Origin of the sequence: Streptomyces sp. DSM 41931 (genome assembly GCF_050271085.1) — a bacterium.
GTDB lineage: Bacteria > Actinomycetota > Actinomycetes > Streptomycetales > Streptomycetaceae > Streptomyces > Streptomyces albogriseolus.
The window spans coordinates 3,384,778-3,407,740 of record NZ_CP189902.1; the positions used below are offsets into that span (position 1 = coordinate 3,384,778).

General features: G+C 72.4%; 19 protein-coding genes and 1 tRNA gene. 12 read left to right on the plus strand and 8 right to left on the minus strand.

Annotated elements, in window-relative coordinates:
• Positions 1 to 68: 68 nt before the first annotated feature.
• The 7 genes from ACP7TJ_RS15715 (at position 69) to ACP7TJ_RS15745 (ending at position 8,093) form a co-directional block, all read left to right on the plus strand.
• A complete protein-coding gene (locus ACP7TJ_RS15715) occupies positions 69 to 725 on the plus strand; it encodes an SCO family protein (protein ID WP_266547434.1) in 657 nt (218 codons plus the stop codon).
• Complete coding sequence (locus ACP7TJ_RS15720; RefSeq protein WP_093764229.1) at positions 722 to 1,171, plus strand: copper chaperone PCu(A)C; 450 nt, start codon at positions 722 to 724, stop codon at positions 1,169 to 1,171. The genes ACP7TJ_RS15715 and ACP7TJ_RS15720 overlap by 4 nt, the downstream gene beginning before the upstream one ends.
• A 13-nt stretch (positions 1,172 to 1,184) precedes the next feature.
• Positions 1,185 to 3,170 carry a copper resistance CopC/CopD family protein gene (locus ACP7TJ_RS15725; RefSeq protein ID WP_427763562.1) on the plus strand — a complete coding sequence of 662 codons (1,986 nt, stop codon included), beginning with the start codon at positions 1,185 to 1,187 and terminating at the stop codon, positions 3,168 to 3,170.
• Between the two features lie 6 nt (positions 3,171 to 3,176).
• Positions 3,177 to 4,460, plus strand: a complete 1,284-nt coding sequence (efeB, locus tag ACP7TJ_RS15730) for an iron uptake transporter deferrochelatase/peroxidase subunit (RefSeq protein WP_425822364.1) — start codon at positions 3,177 to 3,179, stop codon at positions 4,458 to 4,460.
• Positions 4,461 to 4,531: 71 nt separating this feature from the next.
• Positions 4,532 to 5,464: a prephenate dehydratase gene (pheA, locus tag ACP7TJ_RS15735; protein ID WP_093764232.1), complete on the plus strand. Its 933-nt coding sequence runs from the start codon at positions 4,532 to 4,534 to the stop codon at positions 5,462 to 5,464.
• Positions 5,465 to 6,006: 542 nt separating this feature from the next.
• Complete coding sequence (serS, locus tag ACP7TJ_RS15740; protein WP_189910032.1) at positions 6,007 to 7,284, plus strand: serine--tRNA ligase; 1,278 nt, start codon at positions 6,007 to 6,009, stop codon at positions 7,282 to 7,284.
• Positions 7,281 to 8,093: an HAD family hydrolase gene (locus ACP7TJ_RS15745; protein WP_093764234.1), complete on the plus strand. Its 813-nt coding sequence runs from the start codon at positions 7,281 to 7,283 to the stop codon at positions 8,091 to 8,093. Before serS ends, ACP7TJ_RS15745 begins: the two co-directional genes overlap by 4 nt.
• 37 nt (positions 8,094 to 8,130) lie before the next feature.
• On the opposite strand, the gene ACP7TJ_RS15750 is transcribed toward ACP7TJ_RS15745, so the two are convergent.
• From ACP7TJ_RS15750 to ACP7TJ_RS15770, 5 genes are all read right to left on the minus strand, one after another.
• Positions 8,131 to 8,215: transfer RNA gene (locus ACP7TJ_RS15750), tRNA-Ser, on the minus strand.
• 318 nt (positions 8,216 to 8,533) lie between these two features.
• The gene (locus tag ACP7TJ_RS15755) at positions 8,534 to 9,253 is read right to left on the minus strand and encodes an ABC transporter permease subunit (RefSeq protein WP_093764235.1); all 720 of its coding nucleotides are present in this window, start codon (positions 9,251 to 9,253) and stop codon (positions 8,534 to 8,536) included.
• A 9-nt stretch (positions 9,254 to 9,262) separates the two neighbouring features.
• A complete protein-coding gene (locus ACP7TJ_RS15760) occupies positions 9,263 to 10,174 on the minus strand; it encodes an ABC transporter ATP-binding protein (RefSeq protein ID WP_403433830.1) in 912 nt (303 codons plus the stop codon).
• On the minus strand, positions 10,171 to 11,085 hold the full coding sequence (locus tag ACP7TJ_RS15765) for a hypothetical protein (protein WP_093764236.1): 915 nt from the start codon (positions 11,083 to 11,085) through the stop codon (positions 10,171 to 10,173). Before ACP7TJ_RS15765 ends, ACP7TJ_RS15760 begins: the two co-directional genes overlap by 4 nt.
• A complete protein-coding gene (locus tag ACP7TJ_RS15770) occupies positions 11,075 to 12,043 on the minus strand; it encodes an ABC transporter ATP-binding protein (RefSeq protein ID WP_427767376.1) in 969 nt (322 codons plus the stop codon). The genes ACP7TJ_RS15765 and ACP7TJ_RS15770 overlap by 11 nt, the downstream gene beginning before the upstream one ends.
• A gap of 171 nt (positions 12,044 to 12,214) precedes the next feature.
• Here ACP7TJ_RS15770 and ACP7TJ_RS15775 point away from each other — a divergent pair, with 171 nt between their 5' ends.
• The 5 genes from ACP7TJ_RS15775 (at position 12,215) to ACP7TJ_RS15795 (ending at position 17,078) form a co-directional block, all read left to right on the plus strand.
• On the plus strand, positions 12,215 to 13,972 hold the full coding sequence (locus ACP7TJ_RS15775; RefSeq protein WP_427763566.1) for an SDR family oxidoreductase: 1,758 nt from the start codon (positions 12,215 to 12,217) through the stop codon (positions 13,970 to 13,972).
• A 115-nt stretch (positions 13,973 to 14,087) separates the two neighbouring features.
• Positions 14,088 to 14,636 carry an RNA 2'-phosphotransferase gene (locus ACP7TJ_RS15780; RefSeq protein WP_093764239.1) on the plus strand — a complete coding sequence of 183 codons (549 nt, stop codon included), beginning with the start codon at positions 14,088 to 14,090 and terminating at the stop codon, positions 14,634 to 14,636.
• Between the two features lie 3 nt (positions 14,637 to 14,639).
• Positions 14,640 to 15,098 (plus strand): hypothetical protein, encoded by a 459-nt coding sequence (locus tag ACP7TJ_RS15785; protein WP_167741405.1) that lies wholly within the window; start codon positions 14,640 to 14,642, stop codon positions 15,096 to 15,098.
• 91 nt (positions 15,099 to 15,189) lie between these two features.
• Positions 15,190 to 16,092, plus strand: coding sequence for an LLM class flavin-dependent oxidoreductase (locus ACP7TJ_RS15790; protein ID WP_093764241.1), 903 nt, complete (start codon positions 15,190 to 15,192; stop codon positions 16,090 to 16,092).
• Between the two features lie 98 nt (positions 16,093 to 16,190).
• Positions 16,191 to 17,078, plus strand: coding sequence for a Cof-type HAD-IIB family hydrolase (locus tag ACP7TJ_RS15795; protein WP_167741403.1), 888 nt, complete (start codon positions 16,191 to 16,193; stop codon positions 17,076 to 17,078).
• A gap of 25 nt (positions 17,079 to 17,103) precedes the next feature.
• Here the strand turns inward: ACP7TJ_RS15795 and ACP7TJ_RS15800 are convergent, their stop codons facing one another.
• The 3 genes from ACP7TJ_RS15800 to cydB all read right to left on the minus strand — a co-directional run bounded on the left by ACP7TJ_RS15800 (position 17,104) and on the right by cydB (position 22,954).
• Positions 17,104 to 18,156 (minus strand): M23 family metallopeptidase, encoded by a 1,053-nt coding sequence (locus ACP7TJ_RS15800; protein ID WP_093764243.1) that lies wholly within the window; start codon positions 18,154 to 18,156, stop codon positions 17,104 to 17,106.
• A gap of 270 nt (positions 18,157 to 18,426) precedes the next feature.
• Positions 18,427 to 21,936: a thiol reductant ABC exporter subunit CydD gene (gene cydD / locus ACP7TJ_RS15805; protein WP_427763569.1), complete on the minus strand. Its 3,510-nt coding sequence runs from the start codon at positions 21,934 to 21,936 to the stop codon at positions 18,427 to 18,429.
• A 13-nt stretch (positions 21,937 to 21,949) separates the two neighbouring features.
• Entirely contained in the window at positions 21,950 to 22,954 is a 1,005-nt protein-coding gene (gene cydB / locus ACP7TJ_RS15810) for a cytochrome d ubiquinol oxidase subunit II (RefSeq protein WP_189910038.1), read from the minus strand.
• Positions 22,955 to 22,963 lie beyond the last annotated feature (9 nt).

Consider the following 22,963-nt stretch of genomic DNA (forward strand, 5'->3'; position numbering starts at 1 on the left):
GCGCCGGGGCCGGCCGCGGCCCCGCGGCCTCCCGGTGCGCGCCGCACACCCACCTTCAGGACCATCCCATGCGCAAGAAGACCCTCGCGGCGGCGGCTCTGCTCGCCGTCGTCCCGCTGACCCTCACCGCCTGCGGCGGTGACGACGGCGACAGCGGTTCGCCCGTCTCCGTGGTCTCCGAGGAGACCGGCGGCCAGAAGGCGGCCACCGTCCTCGACAAGCCCTTCGAGAAGCCCGACCTCGTCCTCACCGACACCCAGGGCAAGCCGTACGACTTCCGCGAGCGGACCGCGGGCCGGCCCACGCTGATCTACTTCGGCTACACGCACTGCCCCGACGTCTGCCCGCTGACGATGAACAACATCGCGGTGGCCAAGAAGCAGCTCCCGAAGGAGCAGCAGGACCAGCTGCTGATCGTGTTCGTCACCACCGACCCCGAACGGGACACCCCCGCCGAGCTCGGCAAGTGGCTCAAGGGCATCGACTCCCAGGTGGTCGGTCTGACCGGCGACTTCGCCACCATCCAGGCCGGCGCCCGCACCCTCGGCATCTCCATCGACCCGCCGCGCAAGGACGACAACGGCAAGACCGTCTCCGACCACGGCACCCAGGTCATCGCCTTCTCCCCGAAGACGGACGGCGGTTATGTCCTCTACGGCGAGGACGCCACCGTCGAGGACTACGCCCAGGACCTGCCCAGGATCATCAAGGGGGAGAACCCGTGAGGCACCGCGCGGCCGCCGCCCTGGCCGTGTCCTGCGCCCTGGCCCTGACCGCGTGCGGCGGCTCGGACGACGGCTCGGCACGGCTGTCGGTCGGGGCCGCGTACATGCCGCAGCCGGTGTCGGACCTGGCCGCGGGCTTCCTCACGATCACCAACGACGGCGACGCAGCGGACCGGCTGACCGCGGTCAGCAGCGACGTCGCCGGCCAGGTCACCGTGCACGAGACCGTCGACGGGTCGATGCGCGAGGTCGAGTCCCTCGACATCCCGGCCCACGGCAGCCTCGTGCTGGAGAGCGGCGGCAACCATCTGATGTTCGAGCAGCTGAAGCGCAAGCCGAAGCAGGGTCAGAAGGTCTCCGTCGAGCTGCGTTTCGCCCACTCCGACCCTGTCACGGTCGAGGTCCCGGTGAAGCCGGCCACCTACCGCCCGACGACCGGACACTGAGGGAGACACCCCCGTGACCCAGATCATCGCCCCCCGCGTACGGACCCTGGTGCTGCTGATCCTGGCCGTCGCCGGCGCGCTCCTCGCCGGGGCCGCTCCCGCCTCCGCGCACGCCGCGCTGACCGGCAGCGACCCCGCGCAGGGGGCGGTGGTCGACACGGCGCCCACGCGGGTCTCGCTCACCTTCTCGGAGCCGGTCGCGGTGGGCGACGACTCGGTGCGGGTGCTCGATCCCAAGGGCGAGCGGGTGGACAAGGGCGACCCGGCCAACCCCAGCGGCACCACGTACAGCGTGCCGCTGGTGAGCGGGCTGCCCGACGGCACGTACACGGTGGCCTACCAGGTGGTGTCCGCCGACAGCCATCCGGTCGCCGGCGCCTTCACCTTCTCCATCGGCGCCCCCTCGGAGACGACCGTCTCGGTCTCCGCGCAGGCCTCCGACGACGGCCTCGTGGGGTTGCTCTACGGCTTCGGCCGCTACGTCTCCTACGCGGGCTTCGCCGTACTGGCAGGCGGCGCCGCCTTCGTCCTCGCCTGCTGGGCGCCGGGCGCCCGGGTGCGGGCGGTCCAGCGTCTGGTCGTCTCCGGATGGCTCGCGCTCACCGCCGCCACGCTGGGCCTGCTGATGCTGCGCGGCTCGTACACCACCTCCGGCAGGGTCGGCGACGTCTTCGACCTGGAGCTGCTGGGCGATGTGCTCCAGACCAAGACGGGCGCGGCCCTGGTGTCGCGGCTGCTGCTGCTCGCCGCGGCGGCCCTGTTCATCGCGGTGCTGTTCGGGGCGTACGCCCGGACGGCGGACGCTGCCCCGGATCACCCCGGCGACGGTGACGGCGGCGAGCCGGACAAGCGGGACCTGACCTTCGGGCTGGCCCTCGGCGGGACGGTCGTGGCGGCCGGTCTGGCCGCGAGCTGGGCCATGTCCGAGCACGCCTCGCAAGGGCTCCAGGCGGGCGTCGCCATGCCGGTCGACGTGGTGCACCTGCTGGCGGTCGCCGCCTGGCTGGGCGGGCTCACCGCCCTCCTCGTCGCGCTCCACCGCGCACCCGTGGAGACCCCGGTCGGACATGACGCCGTCCGGCGGTTCTCGCGCCTCGCCTTCGGCAGCGTGGTGACGCTGGCCGTCACCGGCGTCTACCAGAGCTGGCGGCAGCTCGGCTCCTGGTCCGCCTTCACCGACACCCGGTACGGACAGCTGCTGCTCGTCAAGATCGCGCTGGTGGCCGTGATGGTCGCCGTGGCCTTCCTGTCGCGCCGCTGGACCCGGCGGCTGGCCGACGCGCGCGGATCCACGGCGGCGGAGGAGGCCGAGAGGGCCGAGGAGGAGAAGCAGCCTGCCGGTACCGCTCCGGCCACGGCGTCCGAGACCTCCGAGACCTCCGAGGCGGGGAAGACCGAGGCCGGACACGATGCCGTACGGGCCGCGCAGCTCGCCCGGCAGCGGGCCGCGACGGAGGCCGCCCGGCAGAAGCGGCTGCGGGACGCCGACCCGAACCGCTTCGGCCTGCGCCGCTCGGTGCTCGCCGAGGCGGGCGTCGCCGTGGTGCTGCTGGCCGTCACCACGGTGCTGACGCAGACCGAGCCGGGCCGCACCGAGCAGGACGCGCGGGCGGCCGCCGCCACCTCGTCCTCGGCCCCGGCGACCGGGCAGGGCAGTGGCGCGGTGAGCCTGACCATGCCCTTCGACACCGGCGGCACGAACGGCAAGGGCGTCGTCTCGGTCGACCTCGACCCCGCCCAGGCCGGTGACAACGCCCTGCACGTCTACGTCGAGGGACCGGACGGCACACCGGTCGACGTGCCCGAGGTGAAGATCGCCCTCACCCTCGCCGCCCAGGACATCGGGCCGCTGCCCGTCACCCCCGACCGCATCACCACCGGACACTGGTCGGCGAGCGGAGTGCAGATCCCCATGGCGGGTGACTGGAAGGTCGAGGTGACCGTGCGGACCTCCGACATCGACCAGGTGACCGTCTCCAAGAACGCTCAGATCGGCTGAACCACCATGGCTGACCCTTCCCTGTCGCAGGCCCTCACCCCCGAGGAGGAGCCCCGGCCGGAATCCGCCGCCTCCGGATCGGGCATCTCGCGGCGACGCCTGCTCGGCACGGCCGGCGCCACCGGGCTCGTCCTCGGGGCAGCGGGGGGTGCCGTGGGGTACGCATCGGCGCCCTCCGGGGCCGCCCCGCTCACCTCGGTCGGCGCCACAAAGGTGCCGTTTCACGTGAAACACCAGCCGGGCATCACCGACCCGCTCCAGTCGCGCGGCCATCTCCTCGCCTTCGACCTGGTGCCCGGCGCCGGACGCAAGGAGGCGGCCGCGTTGCTGCGCCGTTGGTCCGACACCGCCCGGCGGCTGATGGCCGGGGAGTTCGACGCCGAGGGCGACAGCGACGTGGCCCGTGACGCCGGGCCCTCCTCGCTCACCCTGACCTTCGGTTTCGGGCACAGCTTCTTCGCGCGCACCGGGCTGGAGAAGCAGCGTCCGGCCGCCCTGGACCCGCTGCCCGCCTTCTCCTCCGACCGCCTCGACCGGGCCCGCAGCGACGGGGACCTGTGGGTGCAGATCGGCGCGGACGACGCCCTGGTGGCGTTCCATGCCCTGCGAGCGGTGCAGAAGGACGCGGGTGCGGCGGCCCGGGTGCGCTGGCAGATGAACGGCTTCAACCGCTCGCCGGGCGCCACCGCCCGCCCGATGACCACCCGCAATCTGATGGGCCAGGTCGACGGCACCCGCAATCCGAAGCCCGAGGAGCCCGACTTCGACGAGCGGATCTTCGTGCCGGAGCAGGGCGAGCCCGCCTGGATGGCGAACGGCTCCTACGTGGTCGTCCGCCGTATCCGCATGCTGCTGGACGACTGGGAGAAGTTGTCGCTCAGGGACCAGGAGGGCGTCATCGGGCGGCGCAAGGCGGACGGCGCCCCGCTCTCCGGGGGTGACGAGACGACCGAGATGGACCTGGAGAAGACCGACGCCAAGGGCAATCTGGTCGTCCCGTTCAACGCGCACGCACGGATCACGCGGCCCGACCAGAACGGCGGGGCGGCGATGCTGCGCCGGCCGTTCTCGTACCACGACGGCATCGACGCGGACGGGACACCGGACGCCGGCCTGCTGTTCGTCTGCTGGCAGGCCGATCCGCTGCGGGGTTTCGTGCCGGTGCAGCGCAAGCTCGACCGGGGCGACGCGCTGACGCCGTTCGTCCGCCACGAGGCGAGCGGGCTGTTCGCGGTCCCGGGCGGGGCGGCGGAGGGCGAGTATGTGGGTCAGGCGCTGCTGGAGGGGTGAGAACCGCCGGGTGTCACCCGCGCGAGCAGTCTCAGGAGGGGGCGTCCGCGTGGGCCCATTAGGGTGAGGTCATGCCAGCGAGCTATGCGTATCTCGGCCCAGAGGGCACGTTCACCGAAGTCGCTCTGCGCACGCTTCCCGAGGCGGCCACGCGTGAGCTGGTCCCGTACGTGTCCGTGCAGTCCGCCCTCGACGCGGTACGCGCCGGCGAGGCCGAGGCCGCGTTCGTCCCCATCGAGAACTCGGTGGAGGGCGGGATCACCACCACTCTCGACGAGCTGGTCGCGGGCACCCCGCTGATGATCTACCGCGAGGTGCTGCTGTCGATCACCTTCGCGCTGCTGGTCCGCCCGGGCTCCAAGCTGTCCGACATCAAGACGGTGACCGCCCATCCCGCCGCGCAGCCGCAGGTGCGCAACTGGCTGCGCACCCACCTGCCCGAGGCGGTCTGGGAGTCGGCCGCCTCGAACGCGGACGGCGCGCGGCTGGTCCAGGAGGGCCGGTACGACGCCGCCTTCGCCGGCGAGTTCGCGGCGGCCCGGTACGGGCTGGAGGCGCTGGAGACGGGCATCCACGACGCGGAGAACGCCCAGACCCGGTTCGTGCTGGTGGGCCGGCCCGCGCGTCCCGCGGCGCCGACCGGCGCGGACAAGACCTCCGTGGTGCTGTGGCAGCGCGACGACCACCCGGGCGGCCTGCGCGACCTGCTGGGCGAGTTCGCCACCCGGGGTATCAACCTGATGCTGCTCCAGTCGCGGCCGACCGGCGCCGGCATCGGCAACTACTGCTTCTGCATCGACGCCGAGGGGCACATCTCGGACCGGAGGATGGCGGAGGCGCTGATGGGGCTGAAGCGCATCTGCCTCCAGGTGCGCTACCTCGGCTCGTACCCGAGGGCGGACGTGAAGCCGGGCGAGGCGCGCCCGCCGTTCCCGGGAACGTCGGACGAGGAGTTCGTGGGGGCGGCGGACTGGGTGGCGCGCTGCCAGGACGGCCGGTTCTGACCGGTCCGCCGCCGGTCCTACCTGCCGATTGTCGTTATCCACAGAAGTTATCCACAGGTCCGCTTCTCGACCTGGGGACAAGTCGACACGCAGTCGGCCTTCCGTCGACAAATCGCCCTACAAGCCCTGATCGAGTTTCATGGGGTCGCACCTCACCCTTCGTCCACCTTTTTGAAGGGATCAATCCTTTAGGGGGAGGTCTTTCCACTCGAAAGTGGCGGCGGAGCGAGTTTGTGCGGCGAATCCCCGCCGTCGGCCGAGCCTTTCGGAGTGATCAATTCCGGCATCCACAGATCTTCCCCACAGCCTGTGGATAACTTTTCGTGCGGTGTGGACACCTGTGGACAGCGCGGCTCCAAGTCCCGTGCGGCACAAGGGTTTCCGGTCAACCCTGAGCCGTGCGACCGACCCTTTCAAGCGGTGGCGCTCCTTTTTATTGACCTTGAGGAACACAAGGAACAATTCATCAGCAAAGGGACACGGAACGCGTCACCGCAATAGTGAGTCGTGAGCCGTCACCCCGCACCGGTAGCCTTGACCGCGTGATTGACCTTCGCCTGCTCCGTGAGGACCCCGACCGTGTGCGCGCTTCGCAGCGCGCCCGTGGAGAGGACGTCGCGCTCGTCGACGCCCTCCTGTCTGCCGACGAACGGCGCAGGTCGTCCGGCGTCCGCTTCGACGAGCTGCGCGCCGAGCAGAAGTCGCTCGGCAAGCTCATCGGCAGGGCCACCGGCGACGAGAAGGCCGAGCTGCTCAAGAGGGCCGAGCAGCTCAAGGCCGACGTCAAGGCCGCCGACGCCGAGCGCGACGCCGCCGACACCGAGACCCAGGAGCTCCTGCTCAAGCTGAGCAACCTCGTCCACCCCGACGTGCCCGTCGGCGGCGAGGAGGACTTCGTCACCCTGGAGACGCACGGCGCCGTCCGCGACTTCGCCGCGGAGGGCTTCGAGCCCAAGGACCACCTGGAGCTCGGCCAGCTCCTCGGCGCGATCGACGTCGAGCGCGGCGCCAAGGTCTCCGGCAGCCGCTTCTACTTCCTCACCGGTGTCGGCGCGCTGCTCGAGCTGGCCCTGGTGAACGCCGCGATGGCGCAGGCCACGGCGGCAGGCTTCACACCGATGCTGACCCCGGCGCTGGTGCGCCCCCAGTCGATGGCGGGCACCGGCTTCCTCGGCCAGGCCGCGCAGGACGTCTACCACCTGGACAAGGACGACCTGTACCTGGTCGGCACGTCCGAGGTGGCCCTGGCCGCCTACCACATGGACGAGATCCTGGAGGCCGACAAGCTGCCGCTGCGCTACGCGGGCTTCTCGCCCTGCTTCCGCCGCGAGGCCGGCTCGCACGGCAAGGACACCCGGGGCATCTTCCGCGTCCACCAGTTCGACAAGGTGGAGATGTTCTCCTACGTCGCCCCGGAGGACTCCCAGGAGGAGCACCGGCGGCTGCTGGAGTGGGAGAAGCAGTGGCTGACCTCGCTCGAGCTGCCGTTCCGCGTCATCGACGTCGCCTCGGGCGACCTGGGCTCCTCGGCCGCCCGCAAGTACGACTGCGAGGCGTGGATCCCGACCCAGGGCAAGTACCGCGAGCTGACCTCGACCTCGGACTGCACCGAGTTCCAGTCGCGCCGCCTGCAGATCCGCGTGCGTGAGGACAAGAAGGTGCGCCCGCTGGCCACGCTGAACGGCACGCTGTGCGCCGTACCGCGCACCATCGTGGCGATCCTGGAGAACCACCAGCAGCCCGACGGCTCGGTCCGCGTCCCCGAGGTGCTGCGTCCCTACCTGGGCGGCCGGGAGATCCTGGAACCGGTCGCCAGGTGAGCGGCGCGTCGTCCCCCTTCCCGTACCGGCTCGTCGCCACCGATCTCGACGGCACGCTGCTGCGTGACGACCACTCGGTGTCCGGACGTACCCGTGAGGCGCTCGCCGCGGCCACCGCGGCGGGTGCCGCGCACATCGTCGTCACCGGCCGCGCGGTGCCCTGGACCCGCCCGATACTCGAGGACCTCGGCTACCAGGGCCTCGCGGTCTGCGGCCAGGGCGCCCAGGTGTACGACGCCGGCGCCGGCCGGCTGCTGACCTCCGTGACGCTGGACCGGCAGCTCGCCGGGGTGGCGCTGGCCAAGATCGAGGCGGAGGTCGGCCCGCTGCACCTGGCGGCGAGCCGGGACGGCCTGGACGGCGAGGTGCTGGTCGGACCGGGTTACGACGTCGTCGGCAAGCTGCCGGCGACGCCGTTCACGGACGCCTCCGACCTGTGGGCCGCCCCGCTGAACAAGCTGTACATCCAGCATCCGGAGCTGACCTCCGACGAGCTGGCCGCGGCCGCCGAGCGCACCGCGGGCGGTTTCGTCACCGTCGTCATGGCGGGCGAGGGCATCGTGGAGCTGCTGCCGCTCGGGCTGTCCAAGGCGACCGGGCTGTCGCTCGCCGCCCGCCGGCTCGGCGTGAAGGCGGCGGAGACGATCGCCTTCGGCGACATGCCCAACGACATCCCGCTGTTCGCCTGGTCCGGCCACGGCGTCGCCATGGCCAACGCCCACCGCGAGCTGCGGGCGGTCGCCGACGAGGTGACGGCGTCCAACGAGGACGACGGCATCGCGGTGGTGCTGGAGCGTCTGCTGGGCTGACGTCCGGCGTCCCGCGAGGGACACGGACGGCGTTCGGCGGAGGATGCACGGATCGAACGTGCGCGGGCTCTCACCCGACCACGGCTTAGCAAGCCGGTGCCTTACCACTCGGCCAATCCTCCGGGTGGGCGGCCCACGCGCGGTGTGCGCGCGCTCGAAGCGGCCGCCCCGGGCGGTCCTCGGGGGGACTCGACGGAGCAGTAGGGATTACTCCGGAGTCCGCCTCGGGCCGCCCCGACGGGAGCGGAACGTACTGCCGTGCATGGGCATGGTCCCGCTCCTCCCCGGCTCACGGTCGCCGGGAGGTTCCCGGCGATGCGGACACCTCACTGTGCCCGGCCGGACCCGCCCGGCGCCACCGAATAAATCACCGCAGGACATGACGAAGGGCGGTGCCGCCGACACCGGCGGCACCGCCCTCACGCACCTCGGGGTGCCCCTCACTCCTCGCCGGCGAGCGTCAGCGTGCGCAGCTTCTGGCCGGCGTACCAGGTGGCCAGCACCGTCACGGCGGCCAGCGCGACCGTCGCCGTGGTCAGGCCCACGTCCGAGGTGATCAGCTCGCCGCCGGCCACCTTCTCCGCCACGGCGAGGGACCACTGCTGGACGCTCAGCGTGCGCGCGCCCGGCACCAGGGAGCCGAACAGCGCCTCCCAGATCAGCGCGTACACCAGGCCGAAGACCACCGCGTGCCGCGAGACCGTGCCGAGCAGCAGGAACAGCGCCGCGTAGGCGATGGAGGCGACCAGGGCCGCCACCGTGTAGGCGACCGCGACCTGCTGGCCGTTTCCGTTGAGGATGAAGCCGGCGATCAGCGTCGGCACCGCGGAGAACACCATGGTGACGGCGACGGCGACGATCAGCTTCGTGTAGATGATCGTGGGCCGCTTGATCGGCTTCGACAGCAGGTACACCACCGAGCCGTCGTCGATCTCCGGGCCGATCGCGCCGGTGCCCGCGATGACCCCGATGATCGGCACCATCGTGGCGAGCGCGAGCCCGCCGAGGACGTCGGCGGCGGTCTGGTCGTCGGCGCCGGCGAGGGCGCGCACCGCCAGGGAGATCACGACGAGCAGCAGGGGCAGGGCGCCCAGGATGAGGGCCCGGCGACGGCCGAGCAGGGCCCGGTAGGTGAGCCGGGCGACTGTGGGGTCGTACATCAGGGCCTCCTACGCCGCGACCAGGTACGAGAACACGGACTCGAGGGACTCGTCGGACGGCGAGACCGTGAGCAGGCGGATGCCGTGCTCCCTCGCGACCTTCGGCAGCAGCGCGGTGAAGCGGCCGAAGTCGACGGCCTGGACGCGCAGGGCGCCCTCGGTGACGTCGACCTCGATGCCGGAGGTGGACGGGTCGGCGATCAGCGCGGCCGCGAGGGCGCGGTCGTCGCTGGAACGCACCAGGTAGCGGTGCGGGCGGTCCGTCATGAGACGGCGGATCCGGCGGAAGTCGCCGCTGGCCGCGTGCCGTCCTGCGACGACGACCTCGATGTGCCAGGCGAGCTGCTCGACCTCCTCCAGGATGTGCGAGGAGAACAGCACCGTGCGGCCCTCGTCGCCCATGCGCCGCAGCAGGTCCATCAGCTGCATGCGCTGGCGCGGGTCCATGCCGTTGAACGGCTCGTCGAGCAGCAGCAGCGACGGGTCGTGGACCAGCGCGGACGCCATCTTCACGCGCTGCCGCATGCCCTTGGAGTAGGTGGCGATCTTCCGGTCCTGCGCGTACTCCATCTCCACCGTGGCGAGCGCCTTCTGGGCGGCCTTGGCGCCCAGTCCGTGCAGCTCGGCGTTGGCGAGGACGAACTCACGGCCGGTGAGGAAGTCGTACATCGCCTCGCGCTCGGGGACGATGCCGATGTGCCGGTAGATCTTCTCGTTGCGCCACACCTGCTCGCCGTCGAGGGTGACGGCGCCGGTGGAGGGGGCGAGGAAGCCGCCCATCATGTTGATCAGGGTGGACTTGCCGGCGCCGTTGGGGCCGAGCAGACCGGTGACGCCGGGGCCGATGGTCATCGTGACGTCGTTGACGGCGACCACGTTGCCGAACCAGCGGGAGACGTGGTCGATGCTGAGGGTTGTCACAGGCCCACCTTCTTGTAACGGCGCATCAGGAGAGCGTGGGAGGCGACGATCAGGCCCAAGGTGACCAGGACGAAGAGGATGCCCTCGGTCCGGTCGGGGCCGACCCCGCCGGGGAAGGCGGAGCTCGCGCCCAGGTAGGCGGACTGCACCCCGTCGATGAGGGTGATCGGCGAGAACAGGCCGATCAGGATGCCGGCGTCGCCGCTGCCCTGGACGTCGGCGATGGCCTGGAGGGTGGAGACGGCGCCGTAGGAGATGGTCAGCACGGCGATCACGGCGGCGATGCCGAAGCCGCGGCGCGGTGTGACCGACGCGATGACCAGGCCGATGCCGGCGAAGAGCAGTGAGAGCAGGGCCACGGACACCAGTCCCTGTGCGAATCCCTTGGTCTGGTCGGTGAAGTCGAGCTTGGCCAGCAGCGCCCCGACGTACAGCACCAGCAGGGGCGCCGCGGTGAGGATGAACAGGGCGGAGGCCAGCGCGGCGTACTTGGCGCGGACGTAGTCGCCGGTCTCGATCGGCCGCGAGAAGTACAGCGGCACGGTCTTGAAGCGCAGGTCGCGGGAGACCGACTGGGGCGCCTGCGAGGCGACGTACAGGCTGATGACGGCCTGCATGACGATCGCGTAGCGGGTGTAGTCGAGCGGCAGTTCCTTCGCCTTGGTGGCGACGGCGACGGCCACCATGATGGCGGCGGGCACGCACATCACGACGAACAGCAGCATCGGCAGCACCTTGGACTTCGCCGAGCGGCCGAGGCCGTAGGCGCCGCGCAGGGACTGCGAGTACAGCGACATCCTGGCGTACGAGCGGCCCAGACGGGGGCCGTCGTAGGAGCGGTAGCCGATGTTGTGGATACGGGTGTCACCCGACGGGGTGGCTGGTGCCTGCGGGGACTGCTCAGCCGCCATGGCCGACCGCCTCCTTCCGCTGTGCGTCGTCCGTGTCGTTCGTGAAGACCTCGGCGATCTGGTGCCGCCGCTGTTCCATGCGCACCAGGCCGAGTCCGAGGTCGGTGATCACGTCGCGGACCAGGTCGTAGGTGTCCTCGCCCTGCGCGGTGAGCAGCAGGATGTGCCCGGCGCCCGGCAGTCCGCTGCCGTCCTGGACGGTCACCCCGCGCGCGTGGAGCGCCTCGCGCACCGCGCGGGTGCCGTCGGGGTGCTCGTCGGTGTCGGTGACCTCGATCGCGAGGGTCGTGGTGGTCTGCGTGAAGTCCCGGGTGGAGGACGAGCGCAGCAGCTTGCCGCCGTCCACGACGACGACGTGGTCGCAGGTGCGCTCCAGCTCGCCCAGCAGGTGGGAGGTGACCAGGACCGAGATGCCGAAGTCGGTGTGGATGCGGCGGATCAGGCCGAGCATCTCGTCGCGGCCGACCGGGTCGAGGCCGTTGGTGGGCTCGTCCAGGAAGACCAGCTGCGGGTCGTGCACCAGGGCCTGTGCCAGCTTCACCCGCTGCTTCATGCCGGTCGAGTAGCCGCCGATGGGCCGGTAGCGCTCCTCGTACAGGCCGACGTGGCGCAGGGTGTCCGCGGTGCGCTCCCGGGCGGCGGTGGCCGGCAGACCGGACATGCGCGCCATGTGGACGACGAACTCGGTGGCCGAGACGTCCGGGGGCAGGCAGTCGTGCTCGGGCATGTAGCCCACCCGTTCCCGGATGGCGGCGCCCTCGGTGGCGACGTCGAGTCCGAGCACTTCGGCGCGGCCCTCCGTGGCGGGGGACAGACCCAGCAGGATCTTGATCAACGTGGACTTGCCGGCCCCGTTGGCTCCGACGAGCCCGGTCACACCGGGCCCGACGTCCACGGAGAGCCGGTCAAGCGCGGTCACCCGGGGGAACCGCTTGCTCAGGCTTTCGGTCGCGATCACAGTCACATCCATGAAGGTAGTGACCCGTACCACTGCGGTCGTCAGACCGCGGGGCCGTCTTGGGGTCCGTCTGGAGTCGTACGCGCCCGTAGGGGTCACCCTGCCTGAGAGTTATGCACAGCTCGGGGCGCACTGTTGACGGCTTGTCTCACAGCTGCGAGATTCGCCGCTGTGACAGGACTCGAGGGTGCGCGGCAGCGGTGGGTGCGGACGGGCGGGGTCGAGCTGTGCGTGGCCGAGCTGGGGGACCCGGAGCGGCCGGCGGTCGTCCTGGTGCACGGCTACCCGGACAGCAAGGAGGTGTGGTCGCGGGTCGCTCCGCGCCTCGCCGAGCGGTTCCACGTGGTGGCCTACGACGTCCGTGGGCACGGCGGGTCCACGGCGCCCCGTCCGCTGCGCGGCGGGTTCACGCTGGAGAAGCTGACGGACGACTTCCTGGCCGTGGCGGAGGCGGTCAGCCCGGACCGGCCGGTGCACCTGGTGGGGCACGACTGGGGCTCGGTGCAGGGGTGGGAGTTCGTCACGGCGCCGCGTGCGCGGGAGCGGATCCTGTCCTTCACCTCGGTCTCCGGCCCCTCGCTGGACCACTTCGGGCACTGGATCAAGAACCGGGTGTCCCGCCCGACCCCACGCCGGGCGGGGCATCTGCTGGGCCAGGTCGTCCGGTCCTGGTACGTGTACGCGCTGCACACGCCCGTGCTGCCCGAGCTGGCCTGGCGCGGGCCGCTCGGGCGGCGCTGGCCGCGGATGCTGGAGCGCATGGAGCGGGTGCCCGGCGACGGCTACCCGACGGTGTCCCTGCCGTCGGACGCCGCGCACGGCGCCTGGCTCTACCGGGACAACGTGCGGTCCAGGCTGCGCGACCCGCGTCCCGACGCCTACGCGCACGCGCCCGTGCAGCTCGTCACGCCGCTGGGGGACCGGTTCCTCTCGCCGCGGCTCCACGACGGCCTGGAGCAATGGGCGCCCCGGCTGACCCGGCGCACGCTGTCCTCGGGCCACTGGGTGCCGCGCAGCCGGCCCGACCAGCTGGCCACCTGGATCGCCGACTTCGTGACGTCCGTGGAGGACGGACGGTCCGAGGGGCGGGTCCGAGGCCGGTACGCCGACCGGTTCGGCGGGCAGCTGGTGCTGGTGACCGGCGCGGGCAGCGGCATCGGACGGGCCACCGCGCTGGCGTTCGCCGAGGCGGGCGCGCGGGTGGTGGCGGTCGACCGGGACGCCGGCGCGGCGCTCCGCACCGCCGGGGACGCCCGGGCGCGGGGCGCGGCGGACGCCTGGGCGGAGACGGCGGACGTGGCCGACGAGCGGGCCGTGGAGAAGCTCGCCGAACGGGTCACCGCAGCGCACGGGGTGGTGGACGTGCTGGTGAACAACGCGGGCGTCGGCCTCGGCGGCGCCTTCCTCGACACCACGACGGAGGACTGGAAGCGGGTCCTCGACGTCAATCTGTGGGGCGTCGTCCACGGCTGTCTGCACTTCGGGCGGCGGATGGCGGAGCGCGGGCAGGGCGGCCACATCGTCAACGTGGCGTCCGCGGCCGCGTTCCAGCCGTCGCGGGCGCTGCCCGCCTACGGGGCGTCCAAGGCGGCGGTGCTGATGCTCAGCGAGTCCCTGCGGGCCGAGCTGGCGGGGCGGGGGATCGGCGTGACAGCGGTGTGCCCGGGCTTCGTCAACACGGGCATCACGGCCACCGCGCGATTCGCCGGCACGGACGCGGCGGAGGAGCGGCGCAGGCGGCGGAAGGCGGCGCGGCTGTACGGGCTGCGCAACTACCCGCCGGAGAAGGTCGCCGCCGCGGTGCTGCGGGCGGTGGTGCGCGACGCGGCGGTCGTGCCGGTCACGCCGGAGGCGCGGGCCGCGTACGTGCTGGCGCGATGGCTGCCGGGCGTGACACGGAGGGTGGCGCGGGTGAGGCCGCCGGTGTGAGCGGGTTGTCCACAGAATCCCTCGTTCCGCTGTGGATAACCTCACTTATCTGTGGATCAAACCTTCGGATGTAAATCGATCGCGTGATGCGCGTCTCTCCCGGCAGTCTGAACAGATGGACGAAAGACGTACCGTGCGGGTGTCGAAGTACCTCGCGAAGCACCTGCGCCACCGGCCCGAGCGGATCGGGCTGACCCCGGACGCGGCCGGCTGGGTCGAGATCGACGCGCTGATCGCCGCGGCGGCGGACCACGGCTTCCCGTTCACCCGGGAGGAGCTGGACCATGTCGTCGCCGCCAACGACAAGCGGCGCTTCGCCGTGGAAGGTACCCGGATCCGCGCCAGCCAGGGGCACACCATTCCCGTGGACCTCCAGCTCCCGACCGCCGTGCCCCCGGCCTGGCTGTACCACGGCACCGTCGCCCGGAACCTGGAGGCGATCCGGGCCGAGGGCCTGCGACCCATGAACCGGCATGCCGTGCATCTCTCCGCCGACCGCGAGACCGCCACCCGTGTCGGCGCCCGCCGGGGACGGCCGGTGGTGCTGTCGGTCGACGCGGGCGCCATGCACCGCGACGGCCATGTCTTCCACGTCAGCGCCAACGGCGTCTGGCTGACCGAGGCCGTTCCCAGCCGGTATCTGCGCTTCGGCGAGGGCCGGTAGGCCATGATCGACGGCATGGAGCATCTGCCCACCACCGAGGCCGCCGTCACCGCCCTCCGTGAGCTCGCCGACCGGTACGGACGCGAGATCGAGGTCACCCACGACATCGGCGCCGACCAGACCTCGCGCCGCACCGCGGCCGGCGTCGGCGTGACCACCGACCCCGACGGCTCCCTGCCGCACGAGGCCCATGCCGAGTTCGGCGGCCTGCCCCGGGTCCGGGTGCGCCTGTTCCCGGAGGACGACGCGCTGATCGACGTCGAGGGCGTCGAGTGCCCCGATGTCCCCCGCGACGATGTGCCCGCCTTCCTGCGCTCGCTGTTCGACGGGCTGGCGTATGTGAAGGCGCGACGGTTCCCGCCGGGCTACTTCCTCGTCGTGCCGCTGCCGGGGGACCGCACGTACAAGGAGTTCATCCCGATGGTCGTGCTCACGCCCTGGCTGAGCGCCCGGGCGCGGTGACAGGGGAGCCGTAGGGACAGGGACGGCCCCGCGGGCGCGTGCGCAGGGTGTGTTTCACGTGAAACCGGACGCGCCGCTTAGGCTCGGGGACATGAGCCTGCGCCTGAGCACCGTGATCCTCCCGTACCGCCGCTGGCACGAAGGCAGCCGTTCCGCCTGGGTGCGGGCCGAGGAGCTGGGCTTCCACGCGGGCTACACCTACGACCATCTGTCCTGGCGGAGCTTCCGCGACGGCCCGTGGTTCGGGGCCGTCCCCACCCTGACCGCCGCCGCGGGCGTGACCGAGCGGATGCGTCTGGGCACGCTGGTGACCTCGCCGAACTTCCGGCACCCGGTCACCCTGGCCAAGGAGCTCATCTCCCTCGACGACCTCTCCCATGGGCGCGTCACTCTCGGCATCGGCGCGGGCGGCACCGGCTTCGACGCCACCGCCCTCGGTCAGGAGCCGTGGACCCCGCGCGAACGCGCCGACCGCTTCGCCGAGTTCGTGTCCCTGCTGGACCGGCTGCTCACCGAGGACGCCGTGTCGTACGAGGGCGACTTCTACGCGGCGCACGAGGCACGCAACATCCCCGGCTGCGTCCAGCGGCCCCGGCTGCCCTTCGCCGTGGCGGCGACCGGCCCGCGCGGACTGCGGCTCGCGGCCCGGTACGGGCAGGCGTGGGTGACCACCGGCGACCCGAAGCTGTACGAGGACGGCACACCCGAGCAGTCGGTTCAGGCCATTCGCGGTCAGGTGGACAAGCTCGCCGACGCCTGTGCCGAGATCGGCCGGGACGTCACCGCGCTGGACAAGATCCTGCTCACCGGTTTCACCCCGGACCGGGGCCGTCCGCTGGAGTCCCTGGACGCCTTCGTCGACTTCGCGGGCCGCCACATCGAGCTGGGGTTCGACGAGATCGTGCTGCACTGGCCCATCCCGGACTCCGACTTCGCCGCGGACCAGAAGGTCTTCGAACGGATCGCGATGGAGGCCCCGGCACAGCTGCGGTGAACGAGAACGGGCGCCGCCCCTCCAAGGCGGGACGAGAAGCCGCTGGTGACGTCGGTAATCACTCAGATGTGCGGAGTCCCGCACGGCCGTGCGGGCATATGCGGGACAATGAGCGGGTGACCTCAGCGATCCGAGAGCCCGAGACCCCGGCCGCCGCCACCCCACCGCGGCTCATCGCCACCGACCTCGACGGCACCCTGCTCCGCGACGACAAGTCGGTGTCCCCACGGACCGTCGCGGCCCTGGCCGCCGCCGAGGAGGCGGGCATCGAGGTCTTCTTCGTCACCGGCCGCCCGGCCCGCTGGATGGACGTGGTCAGCGACCATGTGCACGGCCACGGCCTCGCCATCTGCGGCAACGGCGCCGCCGTCGTCGACCTGCACGGCGGTCCGGGCGCGCACCGCTTCGTCACGGTCCGCGAGCTGCCCCGGAACAACGCCCTGGACGCGGTGGGCGTGCTGCGCGACGCCGCCCCGGGCACGGTGTACGCCGTGGAGCAGACCTACGGCTTCTACCAGGAGCCCACGTACCCCAAGCTGCACATGGAGGTCCCGGACGCCCTGGCGCCCGCCGAGGACCTGCTCGCCGCGGACTCCCCCGCCACCGCCGAACCGGTGCTCAAGATCCTGGCGTACCACCCCGAGATGGAGCCGGACGCGTTCCTCACCCTGGCCCGGCTCGCCATCGGCGGCGGCGCCACCGTGACCCGCTCCAGCCCGAGCGCCCTGCTGGAGATCAGCGGGCCCGGCGTCTCCAAGGCGAGCACCCTCGCGCTGTGCTGCGCCGAGCGAGGCATCTCGCACGAGGAGGTCGTCGCCTTCGGCGACATGCCGAACGACGTCGAGATGCTGACCTGGGCCGGCCGCTCCTACGCGATGGGCAACGCCCACCCGGACGTGCTCGCCGCCGCCTCGGGCCGCACGGTCGCCAACAACGACGACGGCGTGGCCGTGGTGATCGAGCAGCTGCTGAACGGGCGCATATAAGTTCTTCCGCGGCTCGCAGGGCCGGTCAGAGGGTCACCCCGCGCCCGGCGAGCCACGGCACCGGGTCCACCGACGACCCCGTCTCCGGGGTCACCCGCACCTCGAAGTGCAGGTGCGGGCCGGTGGAGTTGCCGCTGGTGCCGGACTGGCCGATCCACTGCCCGGGGGACACCCTCTCCCCCTGGTCGACCGCGACGGCGGCCAGGTGCGCGTACTGGGTGTAGTAGCCGCCCGGATGCTCGACCACGATCTCGATGCCGAACGCGCCGCCGCAGGACACCTTCACCACCGTGCCGCTGCCCACGGACCGTACGGGCGTCCCGATCGGCACCGCGAAGTCCTGCCCGGTGTGCCGGTTCACCCAGCGCGCGCCGCCGCTGCCGTAGGAGGCGGACAGCTCGTACGTCTCCACGGGGGCCACCCAGGGGGTGGTGTACTGCGCCGGGGGCTGGTCGAGCCGGACGGCGCCGCGGCAGGAGCCCGCCGCCACCGAGTCGTCCGCCTCGCCCTGGAGCTTCCAGCGCGCCGTCTCGAGCTTCTCCTCGATGTCCTGCTTCAGCGCGGCGAGGTCCTCGTTCCGCTTCTCCAGCTTCTCCCAGGCCGCCGCGGCCCTCGCCTCGTCCCGGGCGAGTCGCGCCTCGGCCCGCTCGCTGCGGCCGAGCGCCTGGTCCAGCGTCACCTCGGCGTGCTGCACCACGCGCTGACCGCGCATCAGCTGCTCGGGGTCGTCGGCGAGGAGCATGTGCGCGGTGAGCGGCAGCCCGCCGCCGTCCCGGTACTGGGAGCTGGCGATCCGCCCCAGGTCCTCGCGGAGTCCGGCGGCCTCCTGCCGCTCGCGGTCGAGCCGCTCCTCCAGCCGCTGCGCCAGATCCCGCTGCTTCTCCGCCTCCTCGCGCCCGGCCTCGTACCGCTCGGTGGCCTTCGCCGCCTCCTCGTACAGCCGCGCCACCTCGGCGCTGACGGAGGCGGAGCCGTGACCGGGGGCGTGGGATCCGTCGCCGTCGGCGGGCCGGGCGGCGAGCACGGCGAGCGCGCAGAACAGCACGGCGACGAGCAGCGGACGGCGGGTGAGACGCATGCCTGCGATCCTGTCCCCGCCCCGGGGCGGGAGGCGCGTTCACGTCGTACACATGGGGGAGGACACGCCCCCGTACGGATGCTTCGACGGCCGTCCGGAAGCCCCGGTGACACTGACGGAGCGTCAACATCTCCGGAGGATCTCCATGAACGTTCTGACCGAGCTGCTCGCCGGTGTCGCTCACCTCGTGGGCCGGCTCGTCCGACGTGCCGGAGGGGGCCGTCTCGACGCTGTGTCGAGGCGGCCCCCTCGTGCGTGCGCGGGCGCCGGCTAGGACACCGCCACCAGTGTTCCGGCCTCCTCCTCCCGCAGCGCCATGTCCCGCAACGGTCCCTCGACGGATCGGAGTTCCCCGAACGGTCCGCGCTGCACCACCCGTCCCGCGTCCAGCACGATCACCTCGTCCACCGCCTCCAGGCCGGCCAGCCGGTGGGTGACGAGGACGGTGGCGCGGCCCTCGGTGGCGGCCAGCAGATCGGCCGTGAGCGCGTCCGCGGTCGGCAGGTCGAGGTGCTCGGCGGGCTCGTCCAGCACCAGCACGGGAAAGTCCGCCAGCAGGGCCCGCGCCAGGGCGAGCCGCTGCCGCTGGCCACCGGAGAGCCGTGCACCGTGCTCACCGACGAGCGTGTCCAGGCCGTCCGGCAGTCCGTCCGCCCACTCCAGCAGCCGGGCCCGGCGGAGCGCGTCGCGCAGGTCGGCCTCGGTCGCGTCCTTCCGCGCCAGCAGCAGGTTCTCCCGGACGGAGCTGTTGAACAGGTGCGCGTCCTGCGCGCACAGCCCGACCATGCGCCGTACGTCGTCCCCGTCCAGGGCGCGGGCGTCCACACCCGCGAGCGTGTAGGAGCCGGCGCCGGGGTCCAGGAACCGCAGCAGCACCTGGGCGAGCGTCGTCTTGCCGGAGCCGGAGGGCCCGACCACCGCGACGCGGCGGCCTCGCTCCAGCGTCAGGTCCAGCCCGGCGAGCGCGTCCCGGTCCTGTCCGGGGTGGCGGGCGCCGAGTCCCCTGAGGGTGAGCGGGAACGGCGAGAGGGGCGCCTGCCGGGGCGTCTCCGGCTCACGCACGGGCGGCTGGGCGTCCAGCACCTCGTACACGCGCTCCGCGCTGCGGCGCACGCGCTGCCGGTAGCGCACGGCGAGGGGCATGCCGAGGACCGCCTCGAACGCGGCCAGCGGCGTGAGGACCACCACGGCCAGGGCCACGCCGTCGAGCCGGCCGGAGGTCACGCCCTGCACGCCGACAAGGGCGGCGGCGGCCACGGTCAGCCCGGAGATCAGCGCGGTGAGCCCGTCACCGAGACCAGTGACCGCGGCGGAGCGCGAGGCGATGCGGGTCAGGACGCCGTCCGCCCGCCGCGTCCCCTCGGACCGCGCGGGCAGCGCCCCGGCGACGGTCAGCTCGGCGGTGCCGGTGAGCAGATCGGTCACCCGGGTGGCGAGGTCGCCGCGGGCCGGGGCCAGTCGTCGCTCGGTGCGCCGCGCCACGGCGGCGGTGAGCAGCGGGACACCCGCGCCCGCCGCCAGGAGTCCGGCCGCGAGCACGGCACCGGCCTGGGGCAGCAGCCACGCGGTGAAGCCGACGGACAGGGCGGACACGGCGACGGCGGCGCCTGCCGGCAGCAGCCAGCGCAGCCAGTAGTCCTGGAGCGCGTCCACGTCGGAGACCAGCCGGGTCAGCAGGTCGCCCCGGCGGGTGCCGCGCAGTCCGGCGGGCGCGAGGCGTTCCAGCCGCCGGTAGACCGCGACCCGGGTGTCCGCCAGCATGCGCAGCACGGCGTCGTGGGACACCAGCCGCTCGGCGTAGCGGAACACCGCCCGGCCGATGCCGAAGGCGCGCGTCGCGGTGACGGCCATCATCAGGTACAGCACGGGCGGCTGCTGCGAGGCCCGGGAGATGAGCCAGCCGGACGTGGCCATGAGACCGACGGCGCTGCCCAGGGCGAGCGTGCCGAGGAGCAGCGCGAGGGTGATCCTCCCCCGCCGGGCGCCAGAGAGGGCACGGACCCGGGCGAGTATGCGGCCGGGGGCCGGTTCGGGGTACGCGTCGGGGACCGTTTCGGGCTCCGCACGCTTCTCGGGGGCGCCGCCCGACGCCGTGTCCGCGTCCGTCCGGCCGGAGCCGACCGCACTGGCCACGACCTCGTCGTGAGGCTCGGGCGCCGTCAGCCGGACCACGCGGTCGGCGACGGCGAGCAGTGCCGGGCGGTGCACCACGAGCAGAACCGTCCGGCCCTCCGCCAGGCGCCGTACGGCCGCCACGACCTCGGCCTCCGTGGCCCCGTCGAGGGCGGCCGTCGGCTCGTCGAGCAGCAGCACGGGACGGTCCGCGAGAAACGCCCGGGCCAGCGCGAGCCGCTGCCGCTGCCCGGCCGAGAGGCCCGCCCCGTCCTCGCCCAGCATGGTGCCGGCGCCGTGGGGGAGGGCGTCCACGAAGTCCAGCGCGCCCGCGTCCCGCAGCGCGCGCCGCACCGCCGCGTCGTCCGCGTCGGGGCGTGCCAGCCGGACGTTCTCCGCGATCGTCCCGGCATACAGGTGCGGCCGCTGCGGTACCCAGGCGACGCGGCGGTGCCACTCCGCGAGGTCGAGTCCGGTGAGGTCGGCCCCGCCGACGCTCACCCGGCCCGCGTCGGGGCGGACGAAGCCCAGCGCCGTGCTGAGCAGCGTGGACTTCCCGGCTCCGCTCGGCCCGACCAGGGCGACCGTCTCGCCGGGGGCGACGGTGAAGGACACGTCCGTCACGGCGTCCGTGGAACGGCCGGGGTAACGGACCGTCACGTTCTCGAAGGAGAGGGCACCCTGCGGCACCGCGCCCTTCCCCGTCGCGGGCACCGGTGTCTCGAGCACCGTGAAGATCTCCTCGGCCGCGCCGAGTCCCTCCGCGGCCGCGTGGTACTGCGTCCCGACCTGACGCAGCGGCAGATACGCCTCCGGCGCCAGGATCAGGATGAGCAGACCGGTGTACAGGTCCAGCTCGCCGTAGACCAGGCGCATGCCGATGGTCACGGCGACCAGCGCCACCGAGAGGGTGGCGAGCAGTTCCAGCGCGAACGACGAGATGAAGGCGATCCGCAGCGTCCGCATGGTCGCGCGCCGGTACTCGGTGGTGATCCTGCGGATCGACTCGGCCTGCGCCTTGGCCCGCCCGAAGACCTTCAGCGTCGGCAGCCCGGCGACGACGTCCAGAAAGTGCCCGGACAGCCGCGACAGCAGCAGCCACTGACGGTCCATCCGGTTCTGCGTGGCCCAGCCGATCAGCACCATGAAGACAAGGATGAGCGGCAGGGTGCCGACGATGATCGCCGCCGACACCCACTCCTCCGTGACGATCCGCGCCAGCACGGCGACCGGGACGACCACCGCGAGGCCCAACTGGGGGAGATACCGCGAGAAGTAGCCGTCGAGGGCGTCGACGCCCCGGGTCGCCAGGGTGACCAGCGACCCGGTGCGCTGCCCGTCCAGCCACCCCGGCCCCAGTGCCGTGGCCCGGTCCAGCAACCGCCCCCGCAGCTCCGACTTCACAGCGGCGCTCGCCCGGTGCGCGGCCAGCTCGGTCAGCCAGCCGACCAGGCTCCGGCCGGCCGCCACCGCGACGAGCAGCAGCAGCGGTGTGCGCAGCTCCCCGACGGACCGTCCGTCCTGGAAGGAGCCGACGACGATCTCGGCGATGAGCATGGCTTGGGCGACGACCAGCCCCGCGCCGACGGCCCCGAGACCGACGACCGCTGCCAGAAAGCCCCGGGTGGCACGCGCGTACCGGAGGAGGCGGGGGTCGATTGGTTTCACGTGAAACACACCCTCAGTGCACGGGATCGGCGATGTGCTGGGTGCCGATCCGCTTGCGGAAGACCCAGTAGGTCCAGCCCTGGTAGAGCAGCACCAGCGGGGTGGCGATGACCGCGAGCCAGGTCATGATCTTCAGCGTGTACGGGCTCGAGGAGGCGTTGGTGACGGTCAGGCTCCACTCGGGGTCCAGGGTGGAGGGCATGACGTTCGGGAACAGCGTCAGGAAGAGCATGGCCACCGCGGCCACGATGGTGACGCCGGACAGGGTGAACGACCATCCCTCGCGCCCCGCCTGGTTGGCCCCCAGGGCGGCGACCAGCGAGGCGACCGCCACACCGAGCGCGACCAGGCTGGCCCCGTCGCCGCTCTCGCTCTGCGTCCACACCAGGAAGACCAGCGCCAGCACGGCGGTGACCAGACCCACCTTCAGGGCCAGCTTCCGCGCCCGCTCCCGGATCTCCCCGACCGTCTTGAGGGCCGTGAACACCGTGCCGTGGAAGGTGAACAGGGTGAGCGTGACCAGACCGCCCAGCAGGGCGTACGGGTTGAGCAGGTCCCAGACGGTGCCCACGTACTCGAAGTCGGCGTCGAGCTTGACCCCGCGCACGATGTTGCCGAAGGCGACACCCCACAGGAACGCCGGGAGCAGCGAGGTCCAGAAGATCGCCGTCTCCCAGTTGCGCTGCCAGTTCTCCTCGGGCCGCTTGGCCCGGTACTCGAAGGCGACACCGCGGACGATCAGGCAGACCAGGATGGCGAGCAGCGGCAGGTAGAAGCCGGAGAAGAGGGTGGCGTACCACTCGGGGAAGGCGGCGAAGGTGGCGCCGCCGGCCGTGAGCAGCCAGACCTCGTTGCCGTCCCACACCGGCCCGATGGTGTTGATGAGCACCCGCTTCTCGGCCCGGTCACGGGCCAGCAGCCGGGTGAGGACGCCGACCCCGAAGTCGAACCCTTCGAGGAAGAAGTAGCCGGTCCACAGGACGGCGATCAGGACGAACCAGACGTCGTGCAGTTCCATGACAGTGCA

Bases quoted from the DNA above. Each gene is read 5' to 3' on its own strand.
- ACP7TJ_RS15715 (WP_266547434.1), top strand. From the start codon at position 69: ATGCGCAAGAAGACCCTCGCGGCGGCGGCTCTGCTCGCCGTCGTCCCG.
- efeB (WP_425822364.1), top strand. From the start codon at position 3,177: ATGGCTGACCCTTCCCTGTCGCAGGCCCTCACCCCCGAGGAGGAGCCC.
- pheA (WP_093764232.1), top strand. From the start codon at position 4,532: ATGCCAGCGAGCTATGCGTATCTCGGCCCAGAGGGCACGTTCACCGAA.
- ACP7TJ_RS15755 (WP_093764235.1), bottom strand. From the start codon at position 9,253: ATGTACGACCCCACAGTCGCCCGGCTCACCTACCGGGCCCTGCTCGGC.
- ACP7TJ_RS15765 (WP_093764236.1), bottom strand. From the start codon at position 11,085: ATGGCGGCTGAGCAGTCCCCGCAGGCACCAGCCACCCCGTCGGGTGAC.
- ACP7TJ_RS15780 (WP_093764239.1), top strand. From the start codon at position 14,088: ATGGACGAAAGACGTACCGTGCGGGTGTCGAAGTACCTCGCGAAGCAC.
- ACP7TJ_RS15785 (WP_167741405.1), top strand. From the start codon at position 14,640: ATGATCGACGGCATGGAGCATCTGCCCACCACCGAGGCCGCCGTCACC.
- ACP7TJ_RS15790 (WP_093764241.1), top strand. From the start codon at position 15,190: ATGAGCCTGCGCCTGAGCACCGTGATCCTCCCGTACCGCCGCTGGCAC.
- ACP7TJ_RS15795 (WP_167741403.1), top strand. From the start codon at position 16,191: ATGCGGGACAATGAGCGGGTGACCTCAGCGATCCGAGAGCCCGAGACC.
- ACP7TJ_RS15800 (WP_093764243.1), bottom strand. From the start codon at position 18,156: ATGCGTCTCACCCGCCGTCCGCTGCTCGTCGCCGTGCTGTTCTGCGCG.
- cydB (WP_189910038.1), bottom strand. From the start codon at position 22,954: ATGGAACTGCACGACGTCTGGTTCGTCCTGATCGCCGTCCTGTGGACC.